Here is a 25,264-nt window from a genome sequence, read left to right as displayed (position 1 = left end):
CCAGGAACTGTGTGGCCGAATGCACCATGAATCCCAGGCCACTCGTCACTATGGGCTTAAATTTGGAACTGCTGGATCCGCAGAACCTCTTGAATTGGTCCGTGTCGCGCGGCCTTTGAGAAGAAAAACGCGCATCCGGCCTTTGCCCTTGACTGCAATCTCGCCACGATCCTTGCAGATGAAGTCGGGTGGCAGCAAGGCGCGCGTCGCGTCGCTGATCTGAATCTCGCCGGATATTCCCTGCGATTCCATGCGCGCGGCGATATTGACCGTGTCGCCCCAGAGGTCGTAGATGAAGCGCTTCTTTCCGATCACGCCAGCCACTACTGCACCCGAATTGATACCGATACGGATCTCCAGCCCAGGGAAATCCTTGATCGCCGTCTGCATCCGCAAAGCCAGTTCCGCGGCTGCGACGGCATGATCGGGACGTGCTTCGGGAATGCCCGCTGCGACCATGTACGCATCGCCAATCGTCTTGATCTTTTCCAGCCCGCCTTGCTCGGTGAGATCATCGAAACGTGTAAAGATGGCATCCAGGAGACCAACCACATTGGGCAGCGATTCGGACAGCGCGGTGTAGCCGACGATGTCTGCAAAGAGCACGCTGCATTCCCCGAAGGCATCGGCAAAGGTGCGTCCCTCGCGGCGCAAGCGCTGGCTGATCGTCGCCGGCAACATGTTTTCAAGGAGTGCTTCCATGCGCGCATTGGCACTGGCGAGTTGTTTCTCGGCTTCCGCCAGATCGGCCACGAAAAGCCGGGCCACCCAGATCAGCGAAGCGAAATTCGCCAGCGAGAGTATCCAGCGGCCTGTTCGTTGCGCCTCGGAGTCATAGGCCAGACCCAGTGGCGGCAAGCTCACGAGAGCCAGTTCGACGGAAACGAAGATCAGCACACAGGCGCCTACATACACCCGCCGCCCGCGCTGACTGTGCTCGAAGAACAAGAGATATGCGCCGACGATCAGCGGCAGCAGGTGGTAATGGCTCATGCTGAGAAATGGACCGGTCACCCCTTCGAGCGCAATCATCCCTGCGACGACCGGAATGACGATGCAGAAATAGCTGTGACCGGCAAGTCCGAGCCGACCGCGGGAGAGGCAGAACCATACCCAGGCCGCCCCAGCGCCCGAAATTCCCTGCAGGATCAGTGTCGGCCAGTCGCCCCGCATCAGCGCAACGACACTCCATGCGATCGCATAGGCGAGCAGAAATCCGACTCCGGCATGCAGCAAGCGCACCGCCCGGAGGCGACGATACTGGCGAAATTCGACATCGGTGTAGACGAAATCACCCAGGGCACTGCTGTTCTTCACCATTCCTCCTGACTCCCGCCGGCCTTGGCAGAGCGGTTACATCCACGCAGGCGGGATTCTATGGCGATTCTTCGAGGAGGGGCCTCTCGACCAGCAAAGATGCCCCGGCAACATCGTACCAGGGTAACCGTTCGAGACGGTAGTCCCGCCATGCCAGGGAAGCAATCGACTCATCTCGCGCGGTGAACTCCTGATGGCTTTGCGATGATTGACCGCAAGGATGGTGGGCGATACATTGCATTCTCCCGAGAAGACAGGCAGTGGTTTCGCCTGTTTGCCGCTCGCTTCACTTTGGCAGCAAGCATATCTCAGATGAGCAGACGAACCAGGCGCACCCCCGCCGCAGCGGCGCCGACACCCCCAGCAGGACAGAGGCCGCAGCGCCGGCTCTGGATTGCCGTCGCCCTGGTACTGACCCTGCTGGTCGCCGCCGGGACGCTGTTCTGGGTCAGATCGGCAAAGGTGCCAGCCCCGGCAGTCGCCTCGTCGGCCTTGCCTGCAGCCGTCACCGAGGCGGTGGCGGCAGTCGCGGCCGCCAGCTACGTCGGTGCCGAGACCTGCAAGACCTGCCATGAAAGCGAATTCCAGGCGTGGTCGGGTTCGCATCATCAGCTCGCGATGCAGGAGGCGACGGCCGCCAGCGTGCGCGGTGATTTTGCCAACGCCAAATTCAGGAAGGACGGCGTCGAGTCCACCTTCTTCAAGCGCGGCGACAAGTTCATGGTGCACAGCGATGGCCCGGACGGCAAGCTGACCGACTACGAAATCCGCTACACCTTCGGCGTCTATCCCTTGCAGCAGTACCTGATCCCGTTTCCCGGCGGGCGTTATCAGGTGCTGCCGATTGCCTGGGATGCGCGGCCGCAAGGTGAGGGAGGCCAGCGCTGGTTCCACCTCTATCCAAGGCAGAAAATGGATTACCGGGATCCCCTGCACTGGACCGGTGTTTACCATAACTGGGCGCTGCAGTGCGCCGAGTGCCATTCGACCGATCTGCACAAGGGCTACGACGCGGCCAGCAAGACCTACCAGACCACTTTCAGCGAAATCAATGTTGCCTGCGAATCCTGCCACGGCCCCGCATCCGCGCACCTCGACTGGGCCCGGCAGGCCCGGGCGCCCTATCCTCCCCAGGGCAGCAAGGGCCTGCCGACATTGCAAAGCCGTTGGAACGAAGCGTGGAAATTCCCGACCGAAGACGCCAGGTTCGCGGTGCGCGACCGCCCGGCCGACCCTGCCGGAATGAACAGTTGCGCTGCCTGTCACGCCCGCCGCTCGACGCTCAGCGAAGACCGCAAGCCCGGCGCAACGCTCGAAGACAGCCATCGCCTGGCGATGCTTACCGCGCCCAACTACCATGCCGATGGCCAGCAACGTGAAGAGGTCTATGTCTGGGGTTCGTTCCTGCAGAGCAGGATGCATCAGAACGGTGTCACCTGCATGGATTGCCATGAGCCGCACGCGCAGAAGCTGCGCGCCGCAGGCAACGCGCTGTGCACCCGTTGTCACGCTGCCGCCGAGTTCGATGCGTTCAAGCATCACCAGCACCTCGCTGGTGGCAAGGGTACGCAGTGCGTGACCTGCCACATGCCGACGCAGAACTACATGGTGATCCACGCTCGCCAGGATCACAGCCTGCGTATCCCGCGTCCCGACCTCTCGATCGCTTTCGGCAGCCCGAATGCCTGCACACAGTGTCACACCAACAAGACCGCGCAGTGGGCGGCCAGTGCCATGGACCGCTGGTACGGCAAGCGCTGGCGCGAGCGACCGCACTACGGAAGTACCCTGCACGCCGGCGAGACGCAGGGCCTGCGTGCCTTGCCGAGTCTGCTCGAACTCGCCGCCAACCCGACGGCACCGGCAATCGTCCGGGCGACTGCCGCGACGCTGGCACAGCCCTATGCCAGTCCCGCCACCCTGCCGGCCGCGCGCGCGCTGCTGCACGACGCCGACCCGTCGCTGCGTGTCGCCGCACTTGGCATGATCGCGCCGGCCGATCCGGTCAACCGCGTGCGCAGTGGCGCACCGCTACTCTCGGACCCGGTGCGTGGCGTGCGCATCGAAGCTGCACGCATCCTCGCCGATGTGCCGGATACGCAACTTCCAGAGGGGAAGCGTGCCGCTCGTGCGGCTGCGCTGCAGGAGTACGAGACGGCGCTGGCGCTGGAGGCCGACTGGCCTTCCGGGCAGGTCAACCTTGGCAACCTGCGTTTGCGGCAAGGACGCGCCGACGCAGCGATTGCGGCTTTCGAACGCGCCATCGCGCTTGACAAGGGCTTCAGCGGTGCCTACGTCAATCTCGCCGATGCATTTCGCCAACTCGGGCGCGAGCCGGCAGCGGAAGAGACCCTGCGCCGGGGTCTGGCGGTGCTGCCTCGCGATGCCGACCTGCATCACGCGCTCGGCCTGTTGCTGACGCGCAAGGGCGAGCAGGCCGATGCGCTCAGGGAATTCGCCAAGGCCGCCAGGTTTGCCCCGGACAACGCACGCTATGCCTATGTGCAAGCCATCGCAGTCGATTCTTCCGGCAAGCGCGAGCAGGCGCTGGCGCTGCTGCGCAGCGCCAAGCAGCGGCATCCGAACGATGTCGACATTCTCGGCGCATTGCTCTCGATCAGTCGCGAGTCGGGCGACCATCCAGCCGCCCTGCGCTACGCCAGGCTGCTCGCCGAGATGTTGCCGGACAATGCCGGCCTGAACCGCCTGATCGGAGATCTGGAAGGGCGCCAGATCGACCACTGAGCAGGCGGTCCGGCGATGCAGCAGCTGCCCCGTAGGCCCGCAGGGATCAGGCGAAGAGGTCGATGGCCGACCCCGACGATTGCTCACCGGTAGCGGCGCCGGTATAGGCAAGCATCGGCTGGCGGCCCGGTACGCCGGCAGATTTGCCCTCCTGCGTGGCGCCGCCCTCGGTTGCCAGCTCCATGCTGGCCTGCATCGCCATGCGCGTGGCCATGGCGGCAACCTGCCGGTCTTGCCCCGAGGGATCGGCGGGGGCAAGCGCGGCGGCCCTGATCTGATCGGCCTTGGCCAGGGTTTCCGCGGGGGTGCGTCCGGGTGAGGTGTCGATCCCGACTTCTCCGCCGATCGCATAACGTTGCCCGTCCGGACCCGCTTCATAGGTGAAACTGGCGCCGCTCCGGATCAGGCTGCCGCCGGCGGCGACATGTGCCATTTCGTGGGCGCGCACTTCGCGGTCGCGCTGCTGCAAGGCTCGCAGCCGTTGCTGATCGGCCTCGGAGAGTTGGCCGGGCCCTTGGCCCCTGATTTGAGCGGCTGGCTCGCTGCGTTCGCTCTTGCCGTCTTGTTCGGCTCGCGACGTAGCCCCGTCGGCTTCCGCGTCGCGGCTCGATGGGGACACCTCAGGACGGGCCAGGCGTACGGTGCTGAATACGCTGATCGGCGACAGGCTGGCGATCATTTCTCGATCTCTGGTCAAACCCCCACAAGTTCGAAACAAGGCATTTGCCGCAGCCGCGGCAGTTCATCCGGATCACGGGCAAGGATTCGGGTTCCGTCGACATTCGGAGTATATATGCGTCAGCCCAGAATAGGGTGGTGGCGGCCTGTATGCTCGGGCCAGCGGAATATCTTTCCGCCCGAGTTCTGAGGTATCGTTCAAGCCTCGCTAGCCCACTGATCCCCGGAGCCCGACTTGACCCTCCCACCCCTGACGCCTGGCCTGATGCTCGTGCATGGCAATCAACCGGAGATGCTGCGCGAGCTGGTCGTCGAATGGATGAAACGCTATCCGCTGGCGCCGCTCGAGAACGAGATCATCCTGGTGCAGAGCAATGGCATTGCGCAGTGGCTCAAGCTGGCGCTCGCTGCCGATGCGGGGCAGGGTGAGGCAGCAGGGGGCTGCGGGATCGCTGCGGCACTCGAAATTTCGTTGCCGTCGCGCTTTCTGTGGCGGGTGTATCGCGCACTGCTCGGACGACCGGCGGTGCCGGAGAGTTCGCCGTTCGACGAATCGCGGCTGCTCTGGCGTTTGATGCGCTTGCTGCCGGAAGTGATGAACGATGCGGAGTACGCGCCGCTGCTCGGTTTCCTCGACAGGGACAGCGATCGGCGCAAGCGCTTCCAGCTTGCCGAGCGCCTCGCCGACCTCTTCGATCAGTATCAGGTGTATCGCGCCGACTGGCTGGCAGCCTGGGAGGCGGGCCAGGATGTCCTGATCGACGCCCGCGGACGCGAAGAGCCACTGGCGGACGGACATCGCTGGCAGGCAGCGCTCTGGCGCGCCTTGCTGGCCGACGTGCAGGCACGGACCAGCAGGTCCGGCGGCGCGGGTGCGCACGCGGCGGCAGCGAATGCCGGGCGGGCGGGAGTGCACGCAGCCTTCCTGCGTTGCGCCGCGCACTGGCCGGAGGAGGAACGTCCCGCCGACTTGCCGCGCCGGGTGATGGTGTTCGGCGTTTCGAGCCTGCCGCAGCAATCTCTGGAAGTGCTCGCGGTGCTGGGGCGCTGGACGCAGGTGCTGATCTGCGTGCACAACCCGTGTCAGCACTATTGGGCCGACATTGTCGCCGACCGCGACCTGCTGCGCAGCAGCGGGCGTCCTCGCCAGTCGCGGCGGCAGGGCATGCCGGAGTTCATCGACGACGAACGGCTGCATCTGCACGCGCAGCCACTGCTCGCCGCCTGGGGCAAGCAGGGACGCGATTTCATCGGTCTGCTCGAAGCACACGACGACGATGCGACGCGCGCCGGCTACCTGCCGCATTTCGCCGCCATCGGGCAGCGCATCGAGCTGTTCAAGGACTTCGGCGGTGCCACCCTGCTGCAACAACTGCAGGATGACATCCTCGAATTGCGCCCGCTGGCCGAGACGCGCGCGCACTGGCCAGAGGTCGATCCGGCACGCGATGCTTCGATCCGTTTCCATGTCGCCCACAGTCCGCAGCGCGAAGTCGAGATCCTGCATGATCAACTGCTCGCCGCCTGCAACGCCGACGCAACGCTGCGCCCGCGCGACATCCTCGTCATGGTGCCCGACATCGACCGCTACGCGCCACATGTTCAGGCGGTTTTCGGCCTGCCCGAAGCAAGCGACGCGCGCTACCTGCCGTTCAGCGTCGCCGACCAGGGCCGGCGCCAGGTCGATCCGTTGCTGCAGGCGCTCGAAAAGCTGCTCGATCTGCCGCAGTCACGCCTGGCGGTCAGCGATCTGCTCGACCTGCTCGAAGTGCCAGCGCTGCGGCAGCGCTTCGGCATCGCCGAAGACGACCTGCCGCAATTGCAGCGCTGGATCCGGGGTGCCAACATTCGCTGGGGGTTGCACGCCGAGCAGCGTGCCAGTCTCGATTTGCCGCAGCACGCCGAGGCGGCAGCGCCGAATACCTGGCTGTTCGGCCTGCGGCGGATGCTGCTCGGCTACGCCGTTGGCGCCAACGCCGCGGCCTGGCAGGGGATCGAGCCTTACGACGAAATCGGCGGCATCGATGCCGCACTGCTCGGACCGCTGGTGCAGTTGCTCGACCGCCTCGAAGCGACTTGGCGGATGTTGCGCCAGCCGGCGACCGCCGACGTCTGGTGCACGCGTCTGCGCGTCTTGCTCGCCGACTTCTTCACCGCCGAGGACAGCGGCGACGCCTTCACCCTGCTGCAGCTCGACAGCGGCCTGCAGCGCTGGCAGGACGCCTGTGACGAGGCGGCGCTGGCCGAGGAACTGCCGCTGTCGGTGGTCGGCGAGTCCTGGCTCGCCGGCTTCGACGAGGGAGGACTGTCGCAGCGCTTCTTCGGCGGCGTCATCACCTTCGCCACCCTGATGCCGATGCGCGCCATCCCGTTCCGGCAGATCTGCCTGCTCGGCATGAATGACGGCGACTACCCGCGCACGCGCACGCCGATGGACTTCGACCTCATGGCACTGGACTACCGGCCGGGTGACCGCTCGCGCCGCGAGGACGATCGCTATCTGTTCCTCGAAGCGCTGCTCTCGGCGCGCGCATGCCTGCACATCTCCTGGGTAGGCCGCAGCATCCACGACAACAGCGTGCGGCCGCCGTCGGTGCTGGTCGGGCAGTTGCGCGATCATCTGGCAGCGGGCTGGACCCTGGCCGGTCACTCCGGGCCAGCCGGCAAAGCGGGCGAAGCCCTGCTTGCGGCGCTGACCGTCGAGCACCGGCTGCAGCCCTTCAGCCCCGACTATTTCCCGGCGCTCCCGGAGGAAGCCAGACTTTTCACCTATGCACAGGAGTGGCAGCCTAAAATCGAGGCCGTTGCGGATGCGGGTACGCCGGAGGCGGACAACGTCTTGCCACTGCTGCTGCGCGAAGAGCCGCTGTCGCTGCGCGATCTCGGCGACTTCCTCAGGCAGCCGGTCAAGGCCTTCTTTCGGCAGCGCCTCGGCGTATGGTTCGAGATCGACGATCCGGTGAGCGACGATCAGGAACCCTTCGATGTCGATGGCCTGGGCCGCTGGCAGGTGCAGGACGAGTTGATCCGGGCGCAGGTCACTGCGCTCGAGCAGGCGCAGGACATTGCCGCCGCACGCAATGACCGGCTCGCCAGCATCCGGCGGCGCGGCGATCTGCCCGGTGGTGCCTTTGGCGATGCCCTGGCCGACGAGCTGCTGGCGCCGCTGGACGATTTCCTGGAGCGCTATCAGCGTGCGCTCGCGCGCTGGCCGTCGCTCGTCGATGGCGAGGAAGAGATCCGCTTCCAGATCAGCGCTGAAGAGCAGGAACTGGCGATCGCCGGCTGGCTCGGTGGCATCCGCAGCGACGGCGCTGGCCGGCGCGGCCGGGTCGTTCTTGAAACGAGTGATCTGGTCAAGAACAATCAATATCGGGGCGAGAAGGTCATTCGCCACTGGGTCGGGCATCTGGCCCTGCACTTGGCCGGCGGGCCGCTGAGCACCGAGATCGTCAGCAAGGCCGGCGATGTCACCCTGCCACCACTGACGATCGAACAGGCTCGCTGCCATCTGGGAAAACTTCTGCTCGCCTGGCAGCAGGGAATGCAAAGGCCGCTGCCGCTGGCGGCCAGGACGGCGTTCGCCTACCTCAAGGGTGGCGACGACGCGGCGCGCAAGGAATACCAAAGCGCTTACCAGTTTCTGGGCGAAGTGGACACCGACGCCTATCTCAAGCGCGCCTATCCGGATTTCGACGCGCTGCTGGCCAACGGGGATTTTCACCTGCTCGCCGAGACCCTCCTGCGCCCGCTGTTTGAGGCGATCCCGGCCAGCAAGGAGAAAGCCGGCCGGGCGGAGAAGAGCGCGGGAGTGTCTGCATGAACTCCGCCGCACTGCCGGCCGCGCCCGGCACGACCGTCGAAATGCTCGATCCGCTGCGTTTGCCGCTGCATGGCAGCCGGCTGATCGAGGCCAGCGCCGGCACCGGCAAGACCTTCACGATTGCCGCGCTGTATGTCCGCCTGGTGCTGGGTCATGGCGCGGAAAACGCTTATGCGCGCCCGCTCACGCCACGCGAAATCCTCGTCGTCACCTTCACCGAGGCGGCGACGCAGGAGCTGCGCGACCGCATTCGCGTCCGTCTGGCGCAAGCGGCCGCCTGTTTCCGGATCGATGCCGGCGATGACACCAGCGAGGACGACAGCACCGCTGCCGACGAGCTGCTGCTTGCGCTGTGCCAGGAGTACCCGCCGGAACAATGGCCGGCCTGCGCCCGCAAACTGCAACTCGCCGCCGAAGCGATGGACGAGGCGGCCGTCTCGACCATCCACGCCTGGTGCCAGCGCATGCTGCGCGAACACGCTTTCGACAGCGACAGTCTGTTCACCCAGACGCTGGAAACCGACCCGCACGAGCTGCTCGCCGAAGTCGTTCGCGACTACTGGCGCAGCTTCCTGGCGGCGCTCGACCGCGAGGCGGTTGCCGAGCTGCGGCAATGGTGGTCGGGTCCGGACGCCTTGCAGGATGGCATCAAGAATCTCGTCGCACATGCGGATCGGCTTGCCGAGTCGCCGCTGTCCCCGGCGGAGGCGCTGCGGAGCAGCCTGAGCGGGAGGCGGCGCCGCCTGGCTGAACTCAAGGCGCCGTGGACGGAATGGGTGGATGAGTTGCAGACGCTGCTCGACAACGCGGTCGCAGGAAAGAAAGTGGATGGACGCAAACTGCAGGCCCGCTTCTACAAGCCGTGGCTGGAGACGCTGCGCACCTGGCGGGACGACCCGGGCAGGCTTTGGCCCGATCTCCAGACAGGCTGGACGCGCCTGACACCTGCCGGACTGGCCGAAGCCTGGAAAACCGCTTCCCCTCCGGACCACCCCGCACTGACCGCGATCGCCGATCTCGCTGCTGCGCTGCAGGCCTTGCCCGACGCACGCATCGACCTGCTCTGCCACGCGGCACGCTGGGTGGCACAGCGCTTTGCCGCCGAGCAGGTGCGCCGTGCGCAGATGGGTTTCAACGATCTCCTCACCCGGCTCGACGCCGCTCTGCACGCGGCCAGTGGCCAACGCCTCGCCGACAGCATCCGGCAGCAGTTTCCAGTGGCCTTGATCGACGAATTCCAGGACACCGACCCGGTCCAGTACCGGATTTTCGATGCGGTGTATCGCGTTGCGCAGAGCGCTCCCGACACCGCGCTGATCCTCATCGGCGATCCGAAACAGGCGATCTACGCCTTCCGCGGTGCCGACATTCACACGTATCTGGCGGCCCGCCGCGCCTGCGTCGAGCGGCTCTACACGCTGAAGAAGAACTACCGCTCGACCAGGGCCATGGTCCTGGCGGCCAATCACTGCTTCACGGTGGCGGAGGATCGTGCCAGCGGATCCGGAGCTTTCCTGTTCCGCCGCGGGACGGACAATCCGGTGCCCTTCATCACCGCCGAGGCACAAGGCCGCGCCGATGCGCTGCAGGCCGACGGCATGCCGGTGCCCGCACTCACCGTCTGGTACCTGCCGCCGAATCCGGATGGCAAACCCCTGGGCAAGACCGTCTATCGCGAACAGATGGCGGCCAGCTGTGCCGGCGAGATGGTGCGCCTGCTCAATCTCGGTCAGGCGAGGCAGGCCGGCTTTGCTGGCGAGACCGGCATGCAGAGCGTGCGCCCGGCCGACATCGCGGTACTGGTCAACAGCCGCAGTGAAGCCGATACGATCCGCAGGGCGCTGGCGCAGCGCGGTGTGCGCAGCGTCTATCTCTCGGACAAGGATTCGGTTTTCGAGAGCGCCGAAGCCGGCGAACTGCAGCACTGGCTCGCCGCCTGCGCCGAACCCGACGACGGGCGCCTGCTGCGCAGCGCGCTGGCCACCGCCATTCTGGGCCTGAGCTGGCGGGAACTCGACATGCTCAACCACGACGAGATCGCCTGGGAAGCGCGCGTCCTGCAGTTTCGCGGCTACCGGGACTGCTGGCGCCGCCAGGGTGTGCTGCCGATGCTGCGCCGGCTGCTCAACGATTTTCACGTGCCGGCAAGGCTGCTCGGGCGCGGCGATGATGCGGGCGGGGCGGTCGACGGCGAACGCACACTGACCAACGTGCTGCACCTTGCCGAATTGCTGCAGCAGGCGAGCGCGCTGCTCGACGGCGAGCACGCGCTGATTCGCCATCTCGCCGAACAGCGGCGCGATGCCGCCAGCACTGGCGGCGACGCGCGCCAACTGCGCCTGGAGAGCGACGCCGATCTGGTGCAGGTGGTCACCGTGCACAAGTCCAAGGGGCTGGAATACCCGCTGGTCTTCCTGCCCTTTGCCTGCACCTTCCGGGCAAGCGACGCCAGGGAGCTGCCGTTGAAATGGCATGACGATGACGGATGCCTGCAGCTCGCGCTCGCTGCCGACGCGGGCATCGTCGATCGGGCAGACCGCGAACGCCTCGGCGAAGACCTGCGCAAGCTCTATGTCGCGCTGACCCGTGCGCGTTACGCCACCTGGATCGGCGTCGCGCCGCTCAAGGATCTGGAGCGCAGCGCTTTCGGCTACCTGCTGGGCGGTGGCGAACCGATGGCAGCGGCTGCGTTGCCGCAGGCGCTCGGAACCTGGCGCGACCACTGCCCATACATCGCCCTGGCACCGGCGCCGGCAGCCAGCACCGAGCGCTTCCTGCCGCAAGCCTCGGCGCGGGCTGCCGGTTCGGCACGCAGCTCGGCGCGCGCACTGCGCGAGCACTGGTGGGTCGCCAGCTACTCGGCGCTGAAGACCGTCGGCGAGGACGCGGCTGCGGCATCCGCGAGCGCAGCCGACACGCCGGTGGAAGACGTATTCCTGGAAACCAGGGTAGCGCAGAACGCCGCTGCCGTCGCGGACGGTTCGCCGCCGCCCGGCACGAGCCAGACGCGACCGGCGGCCCCCGCTCCCGGTTCGCTGCACGATTTTCCGCGTGGCGCCGAGGCCGGAACCTTTCTCCATGACCTGCTCGAATGGTCGGCCAAGCAGGGTTTCGGCCGGGTTGCCGGCGAACCGGCGCTGTTGCGCGACCTGATCGCGCGCCGCTGCCAGGCGCGCGGCTGGCAGCACTGGATCGAGCCCTTGCAGACCTGGCTGCTGCATTTCCTGAGCACGCCGCTGCGGCTGCCGGCGCTGCCCGGCGTGCCGGCGACCTCGCCGATGCTGGCCAGTCTGCCATCGTCGATGGCCGAAATGGAGTTCTGGCTCGCCGCGCATACGGTCAAGACGACCAGCATCGACGCGCTCGTCTGCCGGCACACGCTCGCCGGCGCCACGCGTCCCGCGCTGCAGCCGGGCGAACTGAACGGCATGCTCAAGGGCTTCATGGACCTCGTTTTCGAGCACGAAGGCCGCTACTACGTCGCCGACTACAAGTCGAACTGGCTCGGTCCCGACGATGCCGCCTATACCCCGGCGGCGATGGCTGCCGCGATTCTGCACGCCCGTTACGAGCTGCAGTACGTCCTCTATCTGCTCGCGCTGCATCGCCTGCTGCAGGCGCGCCTGCCCGATTACGACTACGAGCGCCATGTCGGCGGCGCGGTGTATGTCTTTCTGCGCGGCGTGCACGCGCCGAGCCAGGGCCTGCATGTTGAACGTCCGCCGCGCGCCCTGATCGAAGCGCTCGACGCACTGTTCGCCTGCTCCCGCACGCAGGAAACGCCATGAGCCATCGCCCCTTCGACAGCCGGGCCGCGCTGCAGGCGGTGCTGGCGTGCTGGGCCGAACGCCAGTGGCTGCGCGCGCTCGATGCGGCGTTCGCCGATTTTCTCTGGCGCGAAGTCCCCGACGCGCCGCCGTTGCTGATTCTCGCCGCCGCGCTCGCCAGCCACCAGCTCGGCCGCGGTCACGCCTGCCTCGATCTGGCGGCGACGCTACAGGCACCGGCATTTGCCCTGTCGTTGCCGCCCGAGGGCGAGGAGGGGAGGGATACGCTGGCAGCGACGGATCCGCCACCGCTGCCGGCGGAGGTGCTGGCTGGACTGAGCCTGGCGCAGTGGCAGGTGGCGCTCGAGCATCCGCTGCTGGTCGGTTGCGGTGCCGGCGACACGCCGCTGGTACGCGTCGGTCCACGCCTGTATCTGCGCCGTTACTGGCAATACGAAGAGGACGTGCGCAGCGCCCTCGAGCGCCGGCTGGCGCTGTCGGCGACGCTGCAGGCCGCGCTGCCACTGGACGCGCTGCGCCCTATCCTCGACGGGCTGTTTCCTCCCGCAGCGGCCGGCGAGGCCGGGGCCGACTGGCAGAAAATGGCCTGCGCACTGGCGGCGCGCAGCGGTTTCAGTATCCTCACCGGCGGTCCGGGAACCGGCAAGACGACGACCGTGGTTCGCCTGCTGGCGCTGCTGCAGGCGCTGGCGCTCGCCGCGCCGTCCGCCGGCGGGGCGGCTCGCCCGCTGCGCATCCGGCTGGCGGCGCCGACCGGCAAGGCGGCGGCGCGCCTCAACGAATCGATCGCCGGCGCGGTGGCGCGCCTGCCGCTGGCTGGCCTCGAACAGGCGGAAGCGGTGCGCGCCGCGATTCCGGTCAAGGTGAGCACCCTGCATCGCCTGCTCGGCAGCCGGCCGGATACCCGGCATTTTCGTCACCACGCCGGCAATCCGCTGGCGCTCGACGTGCTGGTGATCGACGAAGCGTCGATGGTCGATCTGGAAATGATGGCCGCGGTGCTGGCCGCCCTGCCGCCTGCGGCGCGGCTGATCCTGCTCGGCGACAAGGATCAGCTCGCTTCGGTGGAGGCCGGCGCCGTGCTCGGCGAACTGTGCCGGCACGCGCGCGCCGGCCACTACACCCCGGCGACGCGTGACTGGCTGGCTGCGGCCAGCGGTGAACGCATCGACTCCCGCCTCGTCGACGAGGCGGGCAGCGCGCTCGCGCAGGCGGTGATCATGCTCCGTCACAGTTACCGCTTCTCTGCGGCGAGCGGCATCGGCCAACTGGCGGAAGCGGTGAACGCTGGCGACTCGGCGCGGGTCAGCGAGGTCTGGCGGCACGCCCATGCCGACCTCGCCCTGCTGCCGCTGGCCGCCGGTGACGAAGCGCGCTTCGCGGCGCTGGTCATCGATGGTGCTGCGGCAGGGCAGGTCGCCGATCCGGCGCCACCCGCCGGGCTTGCCCAGACGGCGTTGCGATATGGCTATCGCCATTACCTCGCGACCCTCGCCGAGACCCGGCCCGCCGCCGCCGCGGATCAGGACGCCCTGGACGACTGGGCGCGCCGGGTGCTGCGCGCGCATGGCGAGTTCCAGGTGCTGTGCGCGCTGCGGCGTGGGCCCTGGGGTGTGGCCGGGCTCAACCAGCGCATTGCCCGCGTGTTGTGCGCAGCCGCTCTGATTCCGGCCAGCGCCGGCTGGTATCCGGGCCGCCCGGTTCTCGTCACCCGCAACGACTACGCGCTCGGGCTGATGAACGGCGACATCGGCATCACCCTGGCGCTACCGCATGCGACCGACCAGGAAACGAAGCTGCGCGTCGCCTTCCCCGCCGGTGACGCCGGCCAGGGGATCAAATGGATCCTGCCGAGCCGCCTGCAAGCGGTGGAAACGGCGTATGCGCTGACTGTGCACAAGTCGCAGGGATCGGAGTTCAGCCATGCCGCGCTGGTCCTGCCGGAAACGATGAGCCCGATTCTCACTCGCGAACTGCTCTATACCGGCATCACCCGCGCTCGCGCTTTCCTGACGCTGGTCATGCCCGGTCCACCCAGGCTGCTCGAGGAAGCGGTGCACAGGCAGGTGTTGCGGGCGAGTGGACTGCTGTGGGAGTGAGGCTGGCTTTTTGGCATGTTCCACGCCGATTGCGGCAAGCAGATCTTCATTGCCGACCAGCCCGGAAGATATGCTGGGTCGGCGGTGACGGTGCCGGACCGGGTCGGTCAGGAGTCGCGATAGGGTTCAGCGGTGCCCTTTTTCATATGGCTTTCTTTGCGGCTTGTTGCTCTTCCAAGCGCCCGGTTCCGCCTTCAGCAGTGACGCTTGCCCAGCGCGTCTAGACCACGGCACCATCCTCATTGGCGCCTTCGATCTGTTTCTTGGGCCGGATGAACTGCTCGCGCGAGACGCCTAGCCACATCACCAGCGGACTCGCCACCAGCACCGAGGAATAGATGCCGAAACAGATGCCGATGGTCAGCGCCAGTGCGAAGTAATACAGCGTTTCGCCGCCGAAGAGCAGCATCGACAGTACCATCATCTGCGTCGAGGCGTGCGTGATGATGGTTCGCGAGATGGTGCTGGTGATCGCGTGGTCGAGCACCTGCGGCGTGCTCAGGCCACGGGCTTTCTTGAAGGTCTCGCGGACGCGGTCGAAAACGACGACCGACTCATTGACCGAGTAGCCGAGGACGGCCAGCACCGCTGCCAGTACCGAGAGCGAGAACTCCCACTGAAAGAAGGCAAAGAAACCGAGAATGATGACTACGTCGTGCAGGTTGGCGATGATCGCCGATACCGAAAAACGCCACTCAAAGCGGAAGGCCAGGTAGACGACGATGCCGATGACCACCAGCAATAGCGCCAGGGCGCCGTTTTCCGCCAGTTCCTTGCCGACCTGCGGGCCGACGAACTCGACCCGGCGCAGCGTCGCGCCGGGCGCGTCGGCAGCGAGAGCCTGCATCACTGCCTCGCCGATCTTGGCCGTGTTCTGCTCGGCTTTGAGCGGCAAGCGAATCAGAACGTCCTGGCTGGATCCGAAATTCTGTACCGAGAAGTCGGTGTAGCCCGCCTTGCCGAGGCCGTCGCGGACCTGCTCCAGCTTGGCCGCCTGCGCGTAGTTGAGTTCGATCAGCGTACCGCCGGTGAACTCGACCGAGAGGTGCAGACCACGACTGAAGAGGAAAAACACCGCCAGCAGGAAAGTGAGCAGCGAGATGACGTTGAATACCAGCGCATGCCGCATGAACGGGATGTCTTTACTGATCCGGAAGAATTCCATCTGCGTGCTTTCCTATTTGACGGTGCCGGCCGTGCTGTTTGCCGGTTTCCAGACCTGACCGATGGCCAGCGACTCGACCTTGCGGCGACTGCCGTAGATCAGGTTGATCAACGCGCGCGAGACGACCACGGCGGAGAACAGGGAGGTGAGAATTCCCAGGCAGTGCACCACCGCAAAGCCCCGGACCGGTCCGGATCCGAAAATCAGCAGGGCAATGCCGGCAATCAGCGTCGTGATGTTGGAGTCGAGAATCGTGCCGAAGGCGCGCTCGTAACCGGTATGAATCGCCGCTTGCGGCGTCGAACCATTGCGCAGTTCTTCGCGGATCCGCTCGTTGATCAGGACGTTGGCGTCGATGGCCATGCCCAGCGCCAGCGCGATGGCGGCGATTCCCGGCAGGGTCAGCGTCGCCTGCAGCAAGGAGAGCAGGGCGACCAGGAACAGCAGGTTGGATGCCAGGGCAATCACCGAAACCAGGCCAAAGAGCATGTAGTAGGCAATCATGAACGCGGCAATCGCCGCAAAACCCCACATCGTCGACAGGAAACCCTTCTTGATGTTTTCGGCACCGAGGCTCGGGCCGATGGTGCGTTCCTCGATGATCTCCATCGGTGCCGCCAGCGAACCGGCACGCAGCAGCAGCGCCGTGTCATTGGCTTCCATGGTGCTCATGCGGCCGGAAATCTGCACGCGGCCACCACCGATCTCGGCCCGGATGACGGGCGCCGTGACGACCTCGCCCTTGCCCTTCTCGACCAGCACGATGGCCATGCGTTTGCCGACGTTGTCGCGCGTGATGTCCTTGAAGATGCGGGCGCCGGCCGAGTCGAGAGTCAGGTGTACGGCGGGCTCATGCGTCTGGTTGTCGAAACCCGGCTGCGCGTCGGTGAGTCGTTCGCCGGTCAGCACCACCTGCTTCTTGACCAGCAGCGGCATGGCACCGCGCTCGACATAGAGTTCGGTGCCAAAAGGTGGCTGACCGGCCTGCGCAGCTTCGATCGCGCCAGGGGTGTCGTCCACCATGCGGATCTCGAGCGTTGCGGTACGGCCGAGAATGTCCTTGGCCTTGGCCGTGTCCTGGACTCCCGGCAACTGTACGACGATGCGGTCGGCGCCCTGCTGGGCGATCACCGGTTCGGCGACGCCGAGTTCGTTGATCCGATTGTGCAGGGTGGTCATGTTCTGCTTGATCGCGAATTCCTGGATGCGCTTGATCGCCTCGGGCTTGAGCGTAGCGACCAGCTTCAACTCGTCGCCTTCTCCCTGGTCAGCCAGGAGCAGGTCGGGCTGGTTATCCTCGAGAACGATCCGCGCTTTGTTGCGCGTCTCGTTGTCGCGGAAGCGAATCACTACCCGCTCGCCTTCGCGGGTGATTCCGGCGTGGCGGACGGTCTTGTCGCGCAGTAGCGTGCGCAGGTCGCCACTGATCGCGTCGAGACGTTTGGTAATGGCCCCTTTCATGTCGACCTGCAGCAGGAAATGCACGCCGCCGCGCAGGTCGAGGCCGAGGTACATCGGCAAGGCGTGCAGGCTGCTCAGCCACTGCGGCGAACTCGACAGCAGATTCAGCGCCACGACATACTGCGGGTTACCGGCGTCGGGGTTGAACTGCTTTTCCAGCAGATCCTTGGTCTGCAACTGGGTGTCTGTACTCCGCAGACGCACCTTGACACCGTTGCTGTCGAGGAAGATTCCGCTGCTCTCGATCCCTGCCGTCTGCAGGGTGCTGGCGACGCGTTCACGGGTCTTGTCATCAACCTTGAGCGTGGCCTTGGCGCTGGAAACCTGCACCGCTGGTGATTCGCCGAAGAAGTTCGGCAGGGTGTATACCAGGCCAAACAGCAGTGCGAAGGCGACGGTGAGGTATTTCCAGAGCGGATAACGATTCATGGATATGGATGCTTGCGTTCAGAGGAGGCGGGCATGACTTGCGAGGCAAGCGGCCCGCAGAATGGTTAATGTGAAAGTCGCGTATGGGACTCACGAATCTTCCTCCCCCCTCGCGGGGGGAGGGGTCGGGGGGAGAGGGAAACGGTCATGACTTTCATGATCGGGGGTGCCTGGAAAAGTCATGACCGTTAGAGCGCCTTCAGCGTACCCTTGGGCAGAAGCACCGTAACGGCCTGCTTTTGCACCTGGATCTCGACGGTAGGGGCGATTTCGAGAGTCAGGAAGTTGTCGCTGACGCGGGTGACGCGGCCGGCAATGCCGCCGCCGGTGACGACTTCATCGCCCTTGGCAAGGGCTTCGATCAGCGCCTTGTGTTCCTTTGCACGCTTCATTTGCGGGCGAATCATCAGGAAGTAGAGGACGACGAACATCAGGATGATCGGCAGCAGCTGCATGAAGCCGCCCATCGGGTCGGTCGTGGCAGCTTGTTGGGCGTGGGCGGTGCTGATCAGCACATCAGTCTCCTAAGGCAGAATGTTTGAATTGAGCCGGCAATTGTACCACTTGCGATCAACTCTGCTGACTGCGCGTGCTGTGGAAAGCGGCAACCCATGCCGAAAGCATGCCGGTGGCAATGGCATTGCGCAGCTCGTTCATCAATTGGTGGTAGTAGTACAGGTTGTGCAGTGTGCCGAGCTGCGCGGCGAGAATCTCGCCGACACGGTTGAGGTGGTGCAGGTAGGCGCGCGAAAAGTTCCGGCAGGTATAGCATGCGCAGCTTTCGTCAAGCGGCCGAGGATCGTTCTTGTATTTGGCATTCCTGATCCGGACGTCGCCATGGCGGGTGAAGAAATGACCATTGCGTGCGTTGCGCGTTGGCAGAACGCAGTCGAACATGTCGATTCCAGCCGCTACCGCAGCCACCAGATCCTCCGGTGTGCCGACGCCCATCAGATAGCGCGGCTTGTTCTGCGGCAGTAGCGGGGTGGTATGCGCAAGGATGCGCGCCATGTCGTGCTTCGGCTCGCCGACGGACAGCCCGCCGATGGCAAAGCCATCGAAGCCGATTTCAGTGAGCACGGCCAGCGATTCTTCCCGCAGGTCTTCATACATACCGCCCTGCACGATCCCGAACAGCGCGTTCTTGTTCTCCAGATGGTCGTGCTGCAGGCGCGAGCGCTTGGCCCAGCGTAGCGAGAGCCGCATCGAGCTGGCCGCTTCGAGATGGGTGGCGGGGTAGGGCGTGCATTCGTCGAGAATCATGACGATATCTGAATCGAGGACATGCTGGATACGCATCGACTCTTCAGGGGTCAGGAACAGGCGGTCACCGTTGATCGGCGACTGGAAGCGGACTCCCTCTTCGCTGATCTTGCGCAGCGCACCTAGCGAAAATACCTGGAAGCCGCCGGAATCGGTGAGGATCGGGCCGTTCCAGCACATGAAGCGGTGCAGGCCGGCATGCGCGGTGATGACTTCCAGACCGGGGCGCAGCCAGAGGTGGAAGGTGTTGCCCAGACAGATTTGCGCGCCGGTCTCGATGAGGTCGCGCGGGGTCATCGCCTTGACCGTTCCATAGGTGCCAACGGGCATGAATACGGGGGTTTCGATGCAGCCATGAGCGAGGCTGAGGCGGCCTCGACGGGCCGCGCCATCGCTGGCGAGAAGTTCGAAGTTCATGGGGTCCAGGAAAAAACACCCCTGGCAAGCCAGGGGTGTTGGGCGTGGAAAAGCCTGGCGCCCGGCGCCAGCTTGTTGACAAAAGGCTTACTTGGCGTCGTCGAGGGCCGCTTGCGCTGCTGCCAGGCGGGCCAGCGGCACCCGGAACGGCGAGCAGCTCACGTAATCGAGACCCGTACGGTGGAAGAACGCGACCGAAGCCGGGTCACCACCGTGCTCACCGCAGACGCCCAGCTTGATTCCCGGACGTACCGAACGACCTTTCTCGACGGCCATTTTGACCAGCAGCCCGACGCCTTTCTGGTCGATCGACTGGAAGGGATCCTGCTCGTACATGCCGTCTTTCAGATAGCTGGGCAGGAACTTGCCGGCGTCATCGCGCGAGAAGCCCATGGTCATCTGCGTCAGATCATTGGTACCGAACGAGAAGAACTCCGCCTGCCCACCGATGCTGTCGGCGATCAGGGCGGCGCGCGGCGTTTCGATCATCGTGCCGAGCAGGTAGTCGAGTTTTTCGCCGCGCTCGGCGAAGACCGCCGCTGCCGTCTGGCGGATGACCTTGGCCTGGGCGTTGAATTCACGGACCGTTCCGACCAGCGGGATCATGATTTCTGCCTTGACGTCGAAACCCTTGGCCTTCATGTTGAGGCCCGCTTCGAGGATCGCACGCGTCTGCATTTCGGTGATTTCCGGGTAGGTGATGCCGAGGCGGCAGCCGCGGTGACCCATCATCGGATTGAACTCATGCAGATCATCGACGCGCATCTTGATCACGCCCAGCGGCACATTCATTTCATGCGCCATGATCCGCTGGTTGTCTTCATCGTGCGGGACGAACTCGTGCAGCGGTGGGTCGAGCAGGCGAATGGTGACCGGCAGACCGCTCATCTCGCGGAACAGGCCTTCGAAGTCGCCGCGCTGCATCGGCAACAGCTTGGCCAGTGCCCGGCGGCGCCCGGCTTCGTCGTCGGCGAGGATCATTTCGCGAACGGCCTTGATGCGGTCACCCTCGAAGAACATGTGTTCGGTACGGCACAGACCGATGCCCTTGGCACCGAAATTGCGTGCCACCTTGGCATCATCCGGCGTGTCGGCATTGGCGCGCACGCCGAGTCGCTTGTAGCGGTCGGTGAGATCCATCAAGGTCCCGAAGTCGCCAGTGAGTTCGGCTTCCTTGGTCGGTACCTGACCCTCGTAGACTTCACCGGTCGAACCATCGAGCGAAATCCAGTCGCCTTCCTTGTAGATCCGGTCGCCGATCGACATCGAACGTGCGTGGTAATCGACCCGTACGGCGCCCGCGCCGGAGATGCAGCACTTGCCCATGCCGCGCGCGACGACTGCCGCGTGCGAGGTCATGCCACCGCGGGCGGTGAGAATTCCCTTGGCAACGCTCATGCCGCGCAGGTCTTCGGGCGACGTTTCCTGACGAACCAGGATCACGGTCTTGCCCTTCCTGACCCATTCCTCGGCTTCATCGGCAAAGAAGACGATCTGTCCGGTCGCAGCACCCGGGGAGGCTGGCAGGCCATGCGCGATGGAACGTGCCCTCTTGATCGCTGCCGGGTCGAAAACCGGGTGCAGGAGTTCGTTCAAACGCTCCGGGTCCACCCGCTGCAAGGCCTCTTTTTCATCGATCATGCCCTGCTTGAGCATCTGCATGGCGATACGCACCATGGCCGCGCCGGTGCGCTTGCCGTTGCGCGTCTGGAGCATCCACAGGCGGCCTTCCTGGATCGTGAACTCGACGTCCTGCATGTCCCGGTAATGGTTCTCGAGGGTCGTTTCCGCCTGCAGGAGTTGCTGGTAGATTTCTGGCATCAGTTCTTCGAGCGACGGGAACCTGCTGCGGCGCTCCTCTTCGCTGACCAGTGCCAGTTGTGCCCAGCGGCGCGACCCCTCGAGGGTGATCTGTTGTGGTGTGCGGGTGCCGGCGACGACGTCCTCTCCCTGCGCATTGACCAGGAATTCGCCATTGAACAGGTCTTCACCAGTGCCTGCGTCGCGCGTGAAGGCAACGCCGGTGCCGCTTTGATCGCCCAGATTCCCGAAGACCATGGCCTGTACGTTCACGGCCGTACCCCAGGAGTCGGGGATGTCGTTCAGTTCGCGGTAGACCTTGGCGCGGTCGTTGTTCCAGCTCTGGAAAACGGCCATCACCGCACCCCACAGCTGTTCCCAGGGATCGGTCGGGAATTCGCGGCCGACGCGAGCACGAATCAGTCCCTTGAAACGCAGCACCAGTTCCTTGAGGTCGTTGGTGTCGAGTTCGGTATCGAGCTGCACACCCTTCTTCTCCTTGAGCGCGTCGATGACCACTTCGAAGGGATCGTGTTCCTGTTTCGATACCGGTTTGAGGCCCATCACCACGTCGCCATACATCTGTACGAAACGGCGGTACGAGTCCCAGGCAAAACGTTCGTTGCCGGCCTTGCGCGCCAGCCCGGCAACCGCCTCGTCATTGAGGCCGAGATTCAGGATGGTGTCCATCATGCCCGGCATCGAAGCGCGCGAGCCCGAGCGCACCGACAGCAGTAGCGGATCGGATGCGTCGCCGAATTTCTTGCCCATCTCCTTTTCGACGAAAGCTACGCCTTCGCGGACGTTCGCCTCGATCAGCTTGACCACGGCATCCTGACCCTGCTCGCTATAGACGGTGCACACCTCGGTGCTGATCGTGAAGCCGGGGGGGTACGAGAATCCCCAGGCGGCACATTTCGGCCAGGTTGGCGCCCTTGCCTCCGAGCAGATTCTTCATCGTGGCATCGCCGTCAGTTCGAGCGGCACCAAATACGTAGACGTTCTTTGTTTCAGTGGACATACATACCTCGCGGTTAGGGAAGAAGGAAAGGACACTTCAAACGCCAGGTTCGAAGTGCCCCCAGATTGGGTGATCCGGATAACGATGCCGGGTCACGTGGTTTTCGCGTCCCGGTTGCTGCAAGCGGCCAGGAGCGTCAATGCCGGTGTTGCGCAGCGCTCAGATTTCTTCTGCCTCCATCTTGATCGCGCCGCAGGGACATTCAGCGACGCACATGCCGCAGCCCTTGCAATAGTCGTAGTTGAACTCGAAGCGCTTGCCGGCGCCGAGTTTGATGACTGCATTGTCCGGACAGACGCCGTAGCAGTTGTCGCATTCGAAGCAGTTGCCACAGGAAAGACAGCGCCGTGCCTCGAACAGCGCGGTACTTTCATCGAGTCCGCCCTGGACTTCATCGAAGGTCGATTGACGACGAATGATGTCCAGCATCGGGCGAACCGTTTTCGGTGCATCGGTGTAATACCAGGTGTTGAGGTTCTCGAAAATCGCGACGTCATGCTTGGGCGGTGGAACGTATTGCTCGTTGCGCAGCCAGGCATCGATATGCTTGGCCGCCGCCTTGCCGTGACCGATGCCGACGGTGACGTTGCGTTCGGCCGGGACCATGTCGCCACCCGCGAAAATGCCCGGATGGCCGGTCATCATGTTGGCGCCGACCTGCACCACGCCATCGCTGACCTGCAATCCGGGAACGCCTTCGAGCAAACCGAGATCGACGTCCTGCCCGAGCGCGAGTACCAGCGAGTCGGCCTCGATGGTTTCAATCTCGCCCGTCGGCTGCGGAAAGCCATTGCTGTCGAGGGCCATCTTTTCAATGGTCAACGAGGATTCGTCGGCCTGCTTGATGGTCGACAGCCACTTGACCATGATGCCTTCCTGGAGCGCCTCCTCGACCTCGAAATCATGCGCCGGCATTTTCTCGCGCGTACGGCGATAGACGATCAGCGGCTCGGCACCCATGCGCTTGGCGGTGCGCGCCACGTCGATGGCCGTGTTGCCGCCACCATAAACGACGACGCGCCTGCCCAGCATGGGCTTGTCTTCACCTTCCATGCTGCGCAGCAGCGAAATGGCGTCGATGATTTTTGCGGCGTCACCGGCAGGAATCCTCGCCCGCTTGCCGATGTGTGCACCGACCGCCAGGAAAGCGGCGTCGAACTTGCCGGCCTGCATGGTGTCGAGAATGTTATCGACCTTGCTGTTCAGTTTCACCGTGACCCCAAGTTCCACGACACGCTGCATCTCGGCTTCGAGCACATCGCGCGGCAAACGGTACTTGGGAATGCCGAAGCGCATCATGCCGCCGAGCAGCGGACCCGCCTCATGGACCGTGACGCGGTGACCGAGCCGGCGCAGGTGGTAGGCTGCCGACATGCCCGAGGGGCCGGCGCCGACGATCAGGATATGCTTGCCAGATTCGGTGGTCGGTGCCGTCAGCTTCCAGCCGCGCTTGAGTGCCTCGTCGCCGAGAAAGCGCTCGACCGAATTGATGCCGACCGGCTCGTCAATCTTGCCGCGGTTGCAGACGTTCTCGCAACTATGGTAGCAGACGCGTCCCATGATCGCCGGGAAGGGGTTGTCCTTGGTCAGGTGCCGCCAGGCGCTTTCGTAGTTGCCGGATTCGGCATGGAACAGCCAGCCCTGGATGTCTTCGCCGGCCGGGCATTGATTGTTGCAGGGCGGCAGGCGGTCAACATACACCGGCCTGGAGGTGCGCCACGAGCCGGTGCGGTTGGCCAGCGAAGAGCCGGGGTCTAGAGTTATGGCAAAGGGTTTTTCCATCAGTTCGCCTCCTGGTCAAGCAGTCCGTACTTGCGAATGTTCTTGTCTGCCGCCGCCTGCAGGCGGGCGATCGTTGCCACTGCCGGCGTCTTGCCGAACAGATGGGCATAGCGTTTCTGCAGTCGCAGATACTCCTCGACTGGCTGTTGCCGGCGGATTTTCAGGACGCCGGTGACTTCGCCATGTTCCGCTTCGAAAACCGGAAAGATGCCGGTTTCCTTGGCCAGGCGTGCCAGCTTGATGGTGTCCTGCGACGCCGCGCCCCAGCCAAGAGGGCAGGGCACCAGAATATGGATGTAGCGGGCGCCGCGCATGCCCATGGCCTTGGTGACCTTGTATTCGAGGTCGTGCAGGCCCGCAACGGTAGCCGTCGCGACGTAGGGAATCTCGTGCGCCATGGCGATCGCCGGGACGAACTTGCCCTGGCCGAAGACGTTTCCGGGCTCCGGGCCGACCGGCATGGTGGTCGCCGTGCGGGCTGCCGGCGGCGTAGCCGAACTGCGCTGTACGCCGGTGTTCATGTAGCCGCCGTTGTCGTAGCAGATGTACAGAACGTCATCATTACGCTCGAACATCCCCGACAGGCAGCCGAAACCGATGTCGGTGGTGCCACCGTCGCCGCCCTGGGCAACGACGCGGACATCAGCCATCTCGCCTTTTTGTTCTTTTCACCTTGATCGCAGCAGCGATGCCGGTGGCGACCGCGGCGGTGTTGCCGAAGAGCGAGTGAATCCATGGAATCTGCCACGAGGTCTCGGGGTAGGGGGTCGAGAAGACTTCGAGGCAGCCGGTGGCATTGGCTGCAATCAGTCGGCCACGCGCGGCATTCATCGCCGCATCGATGGCGAAACGTGCGCCGAGTGCTTCACCGCAGCCCTGGCAGGCGCGATGCCCCGAATTGAGTGAATTGGTGCGGCGGATGTCGGACTGCACCGTCCGGTCTTCTTCGCCGAGCAGGCGGTTGCCGATGGTGAAGGTGCCGGTCTGGTAGAAATGCAGGGGTTGGAAGCTCATCGTAGATGTCCTCAGCCAATACGGGCGGCAATGACGCCCACGTCGCGCAGCATGCTTTCGGCTGCCGGACCCGAACGGCGAGTGGTGCGCTCGCGTTCGAGCTGCTTGTTGACCACGTTCCAGTCGAGATCGAGGAAGGTGAGATGTTCGAGTTCGCCACGAGCGGCCTTGGCAAACAGCGCTCGCAGGGATTTGCGGGTGATCGCCCGCCCGCCGAGTCCGGCGACGACGGTATGGCCGTGCAACTGCAGGCCCGACATCGCCATGCGCACGTCGGTAGACAGGATGCCACCGATGCCGACGGCCAGGCTCTTCTCGAGCACCACCACGCGCTGCGCGTTCTGCAGTGCGGCACGGACGCTATCGATCGGGAAAGGCCGGTAGGAAGTGATTCCCAGCACGCCGATCTTCTCGCCGGCAGCACGCATTTCGTCGACGGTGTCCTTGATCGTTCCAGCACCG

General features: G+C 64.9%; 11 protein-coding genes and 3 pseudogenes. 4 read left to right on the top strand and 10 right to left on the bottom strand.

The window, feature by feature from the left end:
- Positions 1-48: 48 nt before the first annotated feature.
- Entirely contained in the window at positions 49-1,320 is a 1,272-nt protein-coding gene (locus E4Q08_RS26225; protein WP_169071383.1) for an adenylate/guanylate cyclase domain-containing protein, read from the bottom strand.
- A gap of 309 nt (positions 1,321-1,629) precedes the next feature.
- Here E4Q08_RS26225 and E4Q08_RS18050 point away from each other — a divergent pair, with 309 nt between their 5' ends.
- Positions 1,630-4,062, top strand: a complete 2,433-nt coding sequence (locus tag E4Q08_RS18050; protein ID WP_169071382.1) for a tetratricopeptide repeat protein — start codon at positions 1,630-1,632, stop codon at positions 4,060-4,062.
- Between the two features lie 46 nt (positions 4,063-4,108).
- On the opposite strand, the gene E4Q08_RS18045 is transcribed toward E4Q08_RS18050, so the two are convergent.
- Positions 4,109-4,741 (bottom strand): putative metalloprotease CJM1_0395 family protein, encoded by a 633-nt coding sequence (locus E4Q08_RS18045; RefSeq protein ID WP_169071381.1) that lies wholly within the window; start codon positions 4,739-4,741, stop codon positions 4,109-4,111.
- A 264-nt stretch (positions 4,742-5,005) separates the two neighbouring features.
- Between E4Q08_RS18045 and recC the strand changes: the two genes are divergently transcribed.
- Genes recC through recD form a run of 3 tightly spaced genes read left to right on the top strand, consistent with a single transcriptional unit; the run spans position 5,006 to position 14,450 of the window.
- Positions 5,006-8,563, top strand: coding sequence for an exodeoxyribonuclease V subunit gamma (gene recC, locus E4Q08_RS18040; protein ID WP_169071411.1), 3,558 nt, complete (start codon positions 5,006-5,008; stop codon positions 8,561-8,563).
- Entirely contained in the window at positions 8,560-12,351 is a 3,792-nt protein-coding gene (gene recB / locus E4Q08_RS18035) for an exodeoxyribonuclease V subunit beta (RefSeq protein WP_169071380.1), read from the top strand. Before recC ends, recB begins: the two co-directional genes overlap by 4 nt.
- Positions 12,348-14,450 (top strand): exodeoxyribonuclease V subunit alpha, encoded by a 2,103-nt coding sequence (gene recD / locus E4Q08_RS18030; RefSeq protein WP_169071379.1) that lies wholly within the window; start codon positions 12,348-12,350, stop codon positions 14,448-14,450. Before recB ends, recD begins: the two co-directional genes overlap by 4 nt.
- A gap of 220 nt (positions 14,451-14,670) precedes the next feature.
- Here recD and secF read toward each other — a convergent pair whose 3' ends face one another.
- The 8 genes and pseudogenes from secF to porA form a co-directional block, all read right to left on the bottom strand.
- On the bottom strand, positions 14,671-15,615 hold the full coding sequence (gene secF, locus E4Q08_RS18025) for a protein translocase subunit SecF (RefSeq protein WP_169071378.1): 945 nt from the start codon (positions 15,613-15,615) through the stop codon (positions 14,671-14,673).
- Between the two features lie 12 nt (positions 15,616-15,627).
- Entirely contained in the window at positions 15,628-17,505 is a 1,878-nt protein-coding gene (gene secD, locus E4Q08_RS18020) for a protein translocase subunit SecD (protein ID WP_169071377.1), read from the bottom strand.
- Positions 17,506-17,693: 188 nt separating this feature from the next.
- Complete coding sequence (yajC, locus tag E4Q08_RS18015) at positions 17,694-18,020, bottom strand: preprotein translocase subunit YajC (RefSeq protein WP_034919631.1); 327 nt, start codon at positions 18,018-18,020, stop codon at positions 17,694-17,696.
- Positions 18,021-18,075: 55 nt separating this feature from the next.
- Entirely contained in the window at positions 18,076-19,185 is a 1,110-nt protein-coding gene (gene tgt / locus E4Q08_RS18010) for a tRNA guanosine(34) transglycosylase Tgt (protein WP_169071376.1), read from the bottom strand.
- Between the two features lie 87 nt (positions 19,186-19,272).
- Positions 19,273-22,006 (bottom strand): annotated as a pseudogene (ppdK, locus tag E4Q08_RS18005) (pyruvate, phosphate dikinase).
- A 159-nt stretch (positions 22,007-22,165) separates the two neighbouring features.
- On the bottom strand, positions 22,166-23,788 hold the full coding sequence (locus E4Q08_RS18000) for an NAD(P)-binding protein (RefSeq protein ID WP_169071375.1): 1,623 nt from the start codon (positions 23,786-23,788) through the stop codon (positions 22,166-22,168).
- A pseudogene (locus tag E4Q08_RS17995) lies at positions 23,788-24,802 on the bottom strand (thiamine pyrophosphate-dependent enzyme). Before E4Q08_RS17995 ends, E4Q08_RS18000 begins: the two are co-directional and overlap by 1 nt.
- An 11-nt stretch (positions 24,803-24,813) precedes the next feature.
- Positions 24,814-25,264 (bottom strand): annotated as a pseudogene (porA, locus tag E4Q08_RS17990) (pyruvate ferredoxin oxidoreductase); the annotation flags it as partial.

Source organism: Candidatus Accumulibacter contiguus, assembly GCF_012940005.1.
Classification (GTDB): domain Bacteria; phylum Pseudomonadota; class Gammaproteobacteria; order Burkholderiales; family Rhodocyclaceae; genus Accumulibacter; species Accumulibacter contiguus.
This window is presented reverse-complemented; position numbering and strand designations above follow the sequence as displayed.